The following is an 11,953-nucleotide window of genomic DNA, read 5'->3' as shown; positions in this document are numbered from 1 at the left end:
GGGCGACGCCTACGGCGAGGACGGCAGCGCGGCGGGTCTGGGCGGCTTCCTCACCTATGCCACGGACCTTTTCGACGCCTCGACCGCGGCCACCGTCACCGAACGCCTGACGCGCGTGCTGACCCGTATTGTCGCCGACGCGAATACGCCGGTCGGCGATCTCGCCCTGCTCGACGACACCGAACTGCACCGGGTCCTGGCCCGGCCGAATGCCACCGGTTATCCGCTGGATTCGGCCGCGCTGCGGGTACCGCATTTCGGATATCGTGAGCTCACGCTGCCCGGCCTGCTGGAATGCACGGTCGCGGTGTCCCCGGCTGCGACCGCGCTGGTCGCGGACGAGACCGGGGAGATCCTGACCTATTGCGAACTCGGCGCACGGGTCAATCGCCTTGCCCGGCATCTGATCTCGCTCGGCGTGGGGCCGGAGTCGCGGGTGGCGCTGTCGCTGCGGCGCTCGACCGATCTCGTCGTCGCCATGTACGCGGTCGCCGCGGCCGGCGGCGCGTATGTGCCGGTGGATCCGGACCAGGCCGTCGAGCGCAGGCGCTACATCCTCGAGACCGCGGAACCGATCTGCGTGCTCACCGAGGAGGTGGCGGAGCTGGATCTGTCGGCGGTCTCGGACGCGCCGATCACCGATGCCGAACGGCTCGGTCCGCTGCGGCCGGAGAATACGGCCTACGTCATCTTCACCTCGGGTTCGACGGGCCGGCCCAAGGGCGTGGCGGTGCCGCATGCGGCCGTGGTCAACCAATTGCTGTGGAAGACCGCCGAATTCGGTTTGAACGCGGCCGATTCGATCCTGCTCAAGACCGCGGCGACCTTCGATCTGTCGGTGTGGGAGTTCTGGTCGGCCGCCGTATCCGGCGGCCGCCTGGTGATCGCCACCGCCGACGGACATCGCGATCCCGCCTACCTCAATGAGCTCATGACCCGCGAGGCCGTCACCACGCTGCACGTGGTTCCCTCCATGCTCGATGCCCTGCTCGCCGATGGCGGCATGCCGTCGCCGCGGCGGGTGCTGGCCATCGGCGAGGGTCTGCCCGGTGCGTTGGCTCAGCGCTTCCGGTCCGCGCATCCCGACAGCGAGCTGTTCAATCTGTACGGCCCGACCGAGGCCGCGGTGTCGATCACCAAGCACACGGTGAGCGAGGCCGATCAGATCTCGGTGTCGATCGGCGCGCCGGAGTGGAACAGCCAGGTGTACGTGCTGGATTCGCGGCTGCACCCGGTTCCCGAGGGCGTGTCCGGTGAGCTGTATCTCGCGGGCGCGCAACTGGCGCGCGGCTACTTCGGCCGTTCGGATCTCACAGCCGACCGGTTCGTCGCCAACCCCTTCGGCAGGCCGGGCACCAGGATGTATCGCACGGGCGACCTCGTGGCGTGGCGTGACAACGAGCTGGAGTACCGGGGTCGCACCGACTTCCAGGTGAAGATCCGTGGTTTCCGCATCGAACTCGGCGAGATCGAGGCCGCCCTGCTGGCAAGGCCCGAGATCGCACAGGTCGCGGTGCTGGCCACCGCGGATCAGCGCATCGGCGATCGCCTGGTGGCCTATGTGGTTCCCACGGGCTCGCTGTCGGTCGCGCAGGTGAAATCGGAACTGTCGCAGGCCCTGCCGTCCTATATGGTGCCGTCGGCCTTCGTCGTACTGGACGCGCTGCCACTCAATGCCAACGGCAAGTTGGATCGGAAGGCGTTGCCGGAACCGGAGTTCGAGGCGACCGCCTTCCGTGCGCCGTCGACGCCGATCGAAGAGGTTGTCGCGTCGGTGTATGCCGATGTGCTCGGTGTGGATCGGGTGGGCGCGGATGACGATTTCTTCGCGCTCGGCGGTAATTCTTTGCTGGCGACGCAGGTGGCCGCGAGAATCGGTGCGGCCCTGGACATTCGGGTCTCGGTTCGCAGTCTGTTCGAAGCGCCGACCGTGGCTACCCTGGCCGCGGCCGTGGAACGGTCCACCGACCAGCCGCGTCCGGCGCTGGTTGCCGTCGAGCGGCCCGACCGCATTCCGCTGTCGTTCGCGCAGCAACGGATGTGGTTCCTCAACCAGTTCGATCCCGCCGCGGCGGTCTACAACATCCCGGTCGCCATCCGGCTGTCCGGCGACCTCGATGTCGACGCGCTGCGGCACGCGGTCGCGGATCTGATCGCGCGACACGAGATTCTGCGCACCACCTACCCGCTGACCGCGACCGGTCCGGTGCAGGTCGTCCATTCGGCGCGTGAGGTCGTCACCGATCTGACACCGCGCGAGGTGACCGGCGAACAGATCGAGGCCGTCGTGACCGAGATCGTCTCGGCGGGCTTCGACGTGACCGCCGAGCCGCCGTTCCGCACGGCACTGCTGCGGCTCGACGCGAGCGAATACGTCCTGGTGTTCGTGGCCCATCACATCGCCACCGACGGCTGGTCCATGGGCCCGCTCACCCGCGACCTGGTCCTGGCCTACACCGGCCGCGCCGCCGGTGAACCGCCCGCGTGGTCGCCGCTGCCGGTGCAGTACGCCGATTACGCGCTGTGGCAGCAGCGGGCGCTGGGCTCCGAGGACGATCCGGAATCGGCGCTGGCCCGGCAGATCTCCTACTGGCGCGACGAATTGGCCGCGCTGCCCGAACAATTGGATCTGCCCGCCGATCGGCCTCGCCCGGCGGTCGCGACCTACGACGGCGCGACCATCACCTTCGAGATCGACGCCGAACTGCACGGTGCGCTGAAAGATCTGGCGCGCAAGCATAATTCGACATTGTTCATGGTCGCGCACGCCGCCCTGGCGGTGCTGCTGGCCCGGCTGTCGGGCACCCGCGACATCGCCGTCGGCACACCCATCGCCGGTCGCGGCGAGGCGGCGCTGGACGATCTGGTCGGCATGTTCGTCAATACGCTCGTGCTGCGCACGGATGTCGATCCGGGCAGTACCGTCGCGGAGCTGCTGTCGGGGGTGCGGCGCACCGATATCGCGGCCTTCGCCCATGCCGACGTCCCCTTCGAGCGGTTGGTGGAGTTGCTCGATCCGGTTCGATCCACGGCCCGGCATCCGCTGTTCCAGGTGGCGTTGGCCTTCCAGAACCTCACCGGCGCGGGCGAACTGCGACTACCCGGTCTGACGGTGTCCGGGCTGGACGCGCTGCCGACCCCGGCCAAATTCGATCTGCAGCTCACCCTGGCCGAACAGACCGATCCGATGGGCCGCGCCCAAGGGCTGTCCGCGGCGCTGACCTATGCGACCGACTTGTTCGACGAGGCCACCGTGCGCGGCTTCGCCGATCGGTACCGGCGCGTGCTGGCCGGTCTCGCGGCCGATACGGTGATCGGCGATATCGAACTGCGCGCCGAGGCCGAACGCGAACGGGCGCTGCGGCAGTGGAACGCGCCGCTGGCCCCGCCGCGCACGGCAGAGGCGGCGTCGCTGGTCGACCTGATCGACGAACAGGTGCGGCTGCGCCCGACCGCGGTCGCGGTGCGGGCGGGGGAGACCGCGCTGAGCTTCGCCGAACTCGATCGCCGGGCCAACCGCCTCGCCCGCGCGCTGATCGCGGGCGGGGTCGGACCGGAAACCCTGGTGGCCGTGGCCGTTCCGCGCACCCACGAACTGCCGGTGGCGCTGCTGGCGGTGCTCAAGGCGGGTGCGGGCTATCTGCCCATCGACACCACCTACCCGCGTCGGCGACTGGAATTCCTGCTCGCCGACGCCGCACCGGCCTATGTGCTGACCACCGACGAGATGTGGGATGCCCTACCGCAGCACACTATTCCGACATTGCTGCTGCACCGGTCGGAAGGATTCGACGACGCGCCGATCACCGAGGCGGACCGCCGGGCCCCGGTGCGCGCGGACCATCTGGCCTACGTCATCTACACCTCCGGTTCCACCGGTGTGCCCAAGGGTGTCGGCGTCTCGCATCGGAATGTGTTGCAGCTGCTGGCCAATGCGCAGCCGCTGTTCGGCTTCGACCACACCGACGTCTGGACGATGTTCCACTCCTTCGCCTTCGACTTCTCGGTGTGGGAGCTGTGGGCGGCGTTGGCCACCGGCGGCGGTGTGGTGGTGGTCGACTATCTGACCTCGCGGTCGCCGGAAGAGTTCCGCGAGTTGCTGATTCGTGAGCGCGTGACGGTGCTGAATCAGACGCCATCGGCGTTCTATCAGCTGATGGCCGCCGACCGGTCCGCCGGACCCGGCGATTTCGCGCTGCGTCACATCGTGTTCGGCGGTGAGGCGCTGGATCTGCGCCGGGTCGCGAGCTGGCGGGCCGATCATCCCCAGGCCCGCTTGGTGAATATGTACGGCATCACCGAGACCACGGTGCACGTGTCGTATCTGGCGCTGGACGAGGGCTTGACGGAGGCGGCGGCGAGTGTCATCGGCCGCCCGCTGCCGGGCCTCGAGGTGCGGGTGCTCGACGCGCGGCTGCATCCGGTCCCGGCCGAGGTGCCGGGGGAGATGTATGTTGCGGGCGAACAGCTTTCGCGCGGATATCTCGGCCGCCCGGGGCTGACCGCGACCCGCTTCGTGGCCAACCTGTACGGTCCGCCCGGATCGCGGCTGTACCGGTCCGGCGATATCGGCCGCTGGCACGAGGACGGTGCCGAGGCCCGGCTCGAATACGCCGGGCGCGGCGATCAGCAGGTCCAATTGCGTGGCTTCCGTATCGAACTCGGCGAGATCGAGGCGGCGCTGCTGCGGTGCTCGGGCGTCGGTCAGGCCGCGGCCGTGGTGCGTCACGACGAGCGCACGGGTGATCGACTGGTGGGTTATGTGGTGGCCGACCGGGATCCGGCGGCGCTGCGCGACGAGGTGAGCGAATTCCTCACCGGCTATATGGTGCCCGACGCGATCATGGTGCTCGACGCGTTGCCGCTCACTCCGAACGGCAAACTCGATCGCCGCGCGCTGCCCGCACCGGAGGTCGTGCGCGGCGCGAGCTTCCGCGCACCGGAGACCGAGACCGAACGTGCGGTGGCCGCGGTCTTCGGCGAACTGCTCGGGGTGGAGGCCGTCGGACTCGACGACGACTTCTTTTCCCTCGGCGGCAATTCGCTGCTGGCCACCCGCGCGGTGGCGCGGCTGCGCGAGGCGACCGGCGCCCGGGTGGAGGTGCCGTGGCTGTTCGGCGATGCCACCGTCGCGGGCCTGGCCCGCCGGATCGCCGCGCCCGAACCCGCGGGTTCGGCCTTCGATGTGCTGCTGCCGCTGCGGCCGGGCACCGGTGATCCGCTGTTCTGCATCCATCCGATGTACGGATTGGCCTGGGCCTATTCGGGTCTCGCGAGCTATGTGCCGCAGCGCCCGCTGTGGGGTCTGCAATCACCCGCGCTGAGCGAGGACTATGTCCCGCAATCGCTGCGGGAGATGGCCGGCCGCTACGTCGCCGAGATCCGCCGGGTGCAGCCGCACGGGCCGTACCGGGTGCTGGGCTGGTCGCTCGGCGGCGTGCTGGCCCATGCGATCGCGACCGAACTGCAGGCCGCGGGCGAACGGGTGGCGCTGCTGGCGATCCTGGACAGCTATCCCGATCTGGATGTCGCCGATTTCCGCACCACACTGCGCGGCGCGCTCGCCGAACTCGGTATCGGATCCGATGTGCTGCCCGACGGCGATCTGCACGAGCTGAGCGAGGAGGCCCTGGCCTTCCTGCACGCGGCCATTCCGGACGACGTGATCACCCTCACCCCCGAACAGGTCCGGCGGATCTATCGCGGTGCGGTGCGCTCGGCGGAACTGGTGGCAGACCATCGGCCCGATGTGTTCCACGGCACGGTCGAATTCTTCCGAGCCGCGAGTGACCCGGGCAACGTCGCCCGCAATCTCGTGGCCTCGGATTGGCAGCCCTACGTCGACGGCGAGATCGTCGAGTATCCGATCGACAGCACCCACGACGAGTTGGCGAGCCCGGCCGGATTGGCCGAGATCGGCCCGATCCTGGCTCGGCTGACCGACGCCGACGAATCCCGGGCCACGGTGTGACCGACCGGGCCCGGTACCGGACAATGGTCTGGTTCCGGTCCGGTGTGGCAGTAACAGACGAGCCCGCCGAGCTCGATTGACCTAGGGTGGCGCTGGGACAGCGCGGGTAGCGACAACAGGCAGGGTGAGACACGTGGTTCGGGTGGTCGTGCGGTACGCGTTACAGGAAGCGATCGCGGTATGACCCGCCCGGCCCGAGTGCGACCCACGCGTACCCGCAAGCCGCGTGTCACGACCCTGCCGCAATTGCTGGCAACCGCGGTCGAGACCGATCCGACCGGTGTGGCGGTGGTCTTCGCCGATGCCGCCGACACCCTCGCCGAGCTCACCTATGCCGAACTCGACGAGCGCTCGACCCGGCTGGCCCGGCTGCTGATCGCGCGGGGCATCGGCCCCGAGGATCTGGTGGCCGTGGGCATTCCGCGCTCGCTGGAGTCGGTGATCGCGGTATGGGCGGTGGCCAAGACCGGCGCCGGATTCCTACCGGTGGATCCGAACTATCCGGCCGAGCGCATCGCCCACATGATCACCGACTCCGCGGCGGTAGTGGGCTTGACCGTCGCCGAGGTCGGCGCGGATCTGCCCGGCCCGGTCGACTGGCTGGTCATCGATGGCGACGAGCTCGCCCGCGAACTCGCCGAATACCCCGCCGACCCGGTCACCTACGCCGACCGGTTGCGCCCGCTGCGCGCCGAGAATCCGGCCTATGTCATCTACACCTCCGGCTCGACCGGACGGCCCAAGGGCGTTCTGATCACCCAGGCCGGACTGTCCAACTTCTGCGACGAGCAACGCGAGCGCTATCGCATCGACGGCCAGTCGCGGACACTGCATTTCGCCTCGCCCTCATTCGACGCGTCGGTGCTCGAACTGCTGCTGGCCATCGGCGGCGCGGCGACGATGATCGTGGCCGCGCCCACGGTCTACGGCGGTGAGGAGCTCGCGGCGCTGCTGGCGCGCGAGGAGGTGACCCACGCCTTCGTCACCCCGGCCGCCCTCGCCTCGGTCGATCCGGCCGGACTGGACGAGCTGCGGGTGGTGATCGTCGGCGGTGAGGCCTGCCCGCCGGAGCTGGTGCGCCGCTGGGTGATTCCCGTGGCGGGCGGCCGTCGCCGCGAGTTCTACAACGAATACGGCCCGACCGAGGCGACGGTCGCGACCAATATCAGCCGCCCGCTGCAGCCGGGTGAGCCGATCACCATCGGATCGCCGATCCGCGCGGTCACCGAATATGTTCTGGACGAACGGCTTTCGCCGGTGCCCGACGGCTCGGTCGGCGAACTCTATCTCAGCGGACCTCCGCTGGCGCGCGGTTATCTGGCCCGGCCGTCGCTGACCGCGGCGCGGTTCGTGGCCGATCCGTTCGCGGCGGCGGGCACCGGATCCCGGCTCTACCGCACCGGGGATATGGTCCGGTGGACCGCACACGGCGAGCTGGAATATCTGGGCCGCAACGACTTCCAGGTCAAGATCCGCGGCTTCCGGATCGAACTGGGTGAGATCGACGCGGTCCTGACCGCGCACGAGACCGTCGACTTCGCCGCGACCGTCGGACACACCCTCGACAGCGGTGCGACGATCCTGGCCTCGTACGTTCTGCCCGCCTCCGGCGCCACCGTCGATCCGAGCGAGCTGACCGCGTACGCGGCGCGCAGTCTGCCCGCGCATATGGTGCCCACCAGCATCACCGTGCTCGACACCATCCCCCTGACACCCTCCGGCAAACTCGACCGCGCCGGGTTGCCCGCCCCGGTCCTGCTGACCAAGCGGTTCCGCGCCCCCGAGGGCCCGCTGGCCCGGATGGTCGCTGCGGTCTTCACCGAATTGCTCAGTCCCGCAACCTCGGTCGGCGCCGACGACGACTTCGTCGAACTGGGCGGCAACTCGCTCATCGCCACCCAGGTCGCGGCCCGGCTCGGCGCGCTGATCTCGGCCCGGGTCCCCGCGCGGCTGCTGTTCGAGGCGTCCACGGTGGCCGCGCTCGCCGACCGGCTGGCCCCGCTGCAGGGTTCGGCCGACCGGCTGCCGCTGACCCCGATGCCGCGGCCCGAACGGGTTCCGCTGTCGCTGGCGCAGCAGCGGATGTGGTTCCTCAACCAGTTCGATCCGGAGTCCGCGGCGAACAACATTCCCTTCGCCATCCGGCTTACCGGATATCTGGACATCAATGCCCTCGCCGACGCCATCCTGGACGTCATCGAGCGGCACGAGACGCTGCGCACGGTGTATCCGGCCACCGACGGCACCGGCCACCAGGTGATTCTGCCGCTGGAGCAGGCGATTCCGGATCTGGAACCGCAGACGCTCGCCGAGGGTGAGATCGAGGGCTGGCTGGCCGAATTCGCACTCGCCGGCTTCGATGTCGCCGCCGAGGTGCCGCTGCGCATCGGCCTGGCGGAACTCGCGCCCGATGATCACGTGATCGTGGTGGTCGTGCACCATATCGCCGCCGACGGCAGCTCGGTCGCGCCGTTCATGCGAGATCTGCTGGCCGCCTTCCTCGCTCGCCGCAACGGCGCGATTCCGGCCTGGACGCCGCTGCCGGTGCAATACGCCGATTACGCGCTGTGGCAGCGCGCGGTACTGGGCGAGGAGTCCGATCCGGATTCGCTCGCCGCCCGTCAGATCGCCTACTGGCGTGCGACTTTGGCGGGTATTGCCGATCGGCTGGATCTCCCCCTCGATCGGCCCCGCCCGGCGGTGGCCTCCGGGCGCGGCGTGGAGTACGCCTTCGATATCGACGCCGCACTGCACGCGGAACTAGAGGAACTCGCGCAGCGTTCGGGCGCATCGCTGTTCATGGTGGTCCACGCGGCCTTCGCGGTGCTGCTGGCGCGCCTGTCGGCCACCGACGACGTCACCATCGGCACCCCGGTGGCCGGTCGCGGCGAACGCGAACTCGACGGCCTGATCGGCATGTTCGTGAATATGCTCGTGCTGCGGACCCGGGTCGACGCGGCCGCGTCGTTCGCGGATTTGCTGGCGGTGGTGAAGGAGTCCGATCTCGGGGCGTTCTCGCATGCGGAGTTGCCGTTCGAGCGGTTGGTCGAGGTATTGGATCCGGTGCGTTCGCAGGCGCATCATCCGTTGTTCCAGGTGGCGTTGTTCTTTCAGAATATGGACAAGCCGCATCTGGAACTGCCCGGCCTGTCGGCCACCGCCGTCGAATTCGACGGAGCCGTCGCGAAATTCGACCTGCAGCTGACCGTGGTGCCGCGGACGGAGGGCTTCTCGGCGCTGTTCACCTATGCCGCCGACCTGTTCGACGAGACGACAGTCGCCGGATTCGCCGATCGGCTGATCCGCCTGCTCGAGTCGGTCACCGCGCGCCCGGACCGCGCCCTCGGCGATATCGACCTGCTCCGGCCCGCCGAGCGGGTCGCGGTGCTCTACGACTGGAACGATACGAGCTATCCGGTCGAACCGGAGCTGCTGCTCGATGCCTATCGCCGTGCGGTGCAACAGTTCCCGGACGCTGTCGCGGTGAGCTACGAGGGCGAATCGCTCACCTACGCCGAATTCGACGCGCGCGTGAATCAGCTCGCTCGGCTGCTCATTTCGCGCGGTGTCGGCCCGGAAGCCCTGGTGGGCCTGGCGATTCGCCGGTCGCTGGATCTGGTCGTCGGCATGTACGCGATCGTGGCGGCCGGTGGTGCGTACGTGCCGCTGGATCCGGACCATCCGGTGGAGCGCATCGCGCACATTCTGGATACCGCCCGCCCGGTCGTGGTGGTCACCACCGTCGCCGATTCCGTTGCCGTACCGGTCGATACGCCGGTGCTGCGGCTGGACACCATGGATCTGAGCCGCTTCGATCCCAGCCCGGTGCGGGCCGAGGAACTGCGGCAGCCGCTGTCCTCGTACCATCCGGCCTATGTCATCTTCACCTCGGGCTCCACCGGACGACCCAAGGGCGTGGTGATCTCGCACGCGGCCATCCACAACCAGATCACCTGGATGCTGGCGGCCTATCCGCTGGGCGCGGGCGATGTGTATCTGCAGAAGACGGCGACCACTTTCGATGTGTCGCTGTGGGGCTATTTCATGCCGCTGCGTACGGGCGCGAAGCTTGTGGTGGCCACCCACGATGGACATCGGGATCCGGTGTACGTCGCGGAAACCATTGCGGCCGAGCAGGTCACGGTCACCGACTTCGTGCCGTCGATGCTCACCGTCTTCGCCACCCACACCGCCCCGGGCGCCTGCCCGTCGCTGCAGGATGTGCTGGTGATCGGCGAGGCGCTGCCGCCGGAGACCGTGGACGCGCTGCACCGGGTCTCGCCCGCGCGCGTGCACAATCTGTACGGGCCCACCGAGGCCGCGGTCTCGGTCACCTACTGGCCCGCCTGGGGCGAGGATCGCCCGAGTGTGCCGATCGGCTTGCCGCAGTGGAACACTCGGGTCTACGTGTTGGATTCGCGGTTGCGGCCGGTGCCGGCGGGTGTGCCGGGTGAGTTGTATCTCGCGGGTGATCAGTTGGCGCGCGGTTATGTGCGGCGGCCGGATCTGACCGCGGATCGGTTCGTGGCCAACCCCTTCGGTGACGGCGCACGGATGTACCGCACCGGGGATCTGGTGATGTGGCGGGCGGCCTCGGGTGATCTGCCCGCGCGGCTGGATTACCTTGGGCGCACCGATTTTCAGGTGAAGTTCCGTGGTCAGCGGATCGAGTTGGGTGAGATCGAGACGGCGTTGCTGGGTCAGCCGTCGGTGAGTCAGGCCGTGGCGTTGGTGATGGGGTCGGCGCTGGGTGATCAGCTGGTCGCCTACGCGGTGCCCGCGCCCGGCAGGCGGATCGATGCCGATCGGCTGCGCGCGGCGGTGTCGGATACGTTGCCCGCCTACATGATTCCTGCGACGATCGTGGAACTGGAGGCGTTCCCGCTCAATGCCAGCGGCAAACTCGATCGCAAGGCGCTGCCCGAACCGGTCTTCGAGGCGCGCGAATTCCGCGCTCCCGCAACACCGATCGAGGAGATCGTCGCCGAGAACTTCGCTACGGTGCTCGGCCTGGATCGGGTCGGGGCCGACGACGACTTCTTCGCTCTCGGCGGCAATTCGCTGATCGCCACGCAGGTGGTCGCCCGACTCGGCGCGGCCATCGGCGGCCGCGTGCCGGTGCGCGCGCTGTTCGAGACGCCGACGGTCGCCGAACTCGCCGCGGCCGTGGAATCCCAGGCGCATTTCGAGCGCACGATCGAACTCGGTGAGCTCGAACGCCCCCGCGAACTGCCGCTGTCGCTGGCGCAGCAGCGCATGTGGTTCCTCAATCGCTTCGACCAGGCCGACGGCGGTGTGGCCGCGTACAACCTGCCCTTCGCACTGCGCCTGACCGGCAGCCTGGACGCCGAAGCCCTGGCGGCCGCACTGGATGACGTGGTCGCCCGGCACGAGGTGTTGCGCACGATCTACCCCGAGACTCCCGACGGGGCGGTGCAGGTCATCCTGCCGCCGGATACGCGGCTGGGTGTGACGGTCGAACCGATCGCCTCGGCGCGGGTGATCGCGGCGGTGCTCGAACTCGCGTCCACGCCTTTCGATGTGACCACCGAGGTGCCGGTTCGCGTTCGGCTGCTGGAGATCTCGGACCTCGCGCCCGGCTCGCGCCGTGAATACGTACTGGCCGTGGTCGTCCACCACATCGCCGCCGACGGATCGTCCATGGGTCCGCTGGTGCGCGATGTGATGACCGCGTATGCCGCGCGCACCTCCGGCGAGGCCCCCGCCTGGCAGCCGCTGCGGGTGCAGTACGCCGACTACGCGCTGTGGCAACGCGCGGTACTCGGTGACGAGAAGGATCCGGAATCCATTGCCGCGCAACAGATCGGGTATTGGCGCGCGCAGCTGGCCGAACTGCCCGATCTGCTGGAATTGCCTACCGACCGGCCGCGACCGGCCATGGCCTCGCTGTCGGGTGCGCGGGTGGACGTCGAAATCGACGCCGCGACCCATGCCGGACTGGTCGAACTCGCGCACGCGCAC

2 protein-coding genes are annotated in these 11,953 nt (G+C 69.0%); both read left to right on the top strand.

Going from position 1 to position 11,953, the window contains the following annotated elements:
• The coding region (locus NP4_RS39095) for a non-ribosomal peptide synthetase (RefSeq protein ID WP_156524981.1) at positions 1-5,971 on the top strand (5,971 nt) is incomplete at its 5' end.
• A gap of 198 nt (positions 5,972-6,169) precedes the next feature.
• Positions 6,170-11,953 (top strand): non-ribosomal peptide synthetase (locus tag NP4_RS39090; RefSeq protein WP_444980129.1); only part of this gene is annotated, 5,784 nt, incomplete at its 3' end.

Source organism: Nocardia pseudobrasiliensis NBRC 108224 (assembly GCF_001613105.1).
GTDB classification, from domain to species: domain Bacteria; phylum Actinomycetota; class Actinomycetes; order Mycobacteriales; family Mycobacteriaceae; genus Nocardia; species Nocardia pseudobrasiliensis.
The sequence above is the reverse complement of the archived record's forward strand: the minus strand, read 5'-3'. Positions and strand labels throughout refer to the sequence as shown.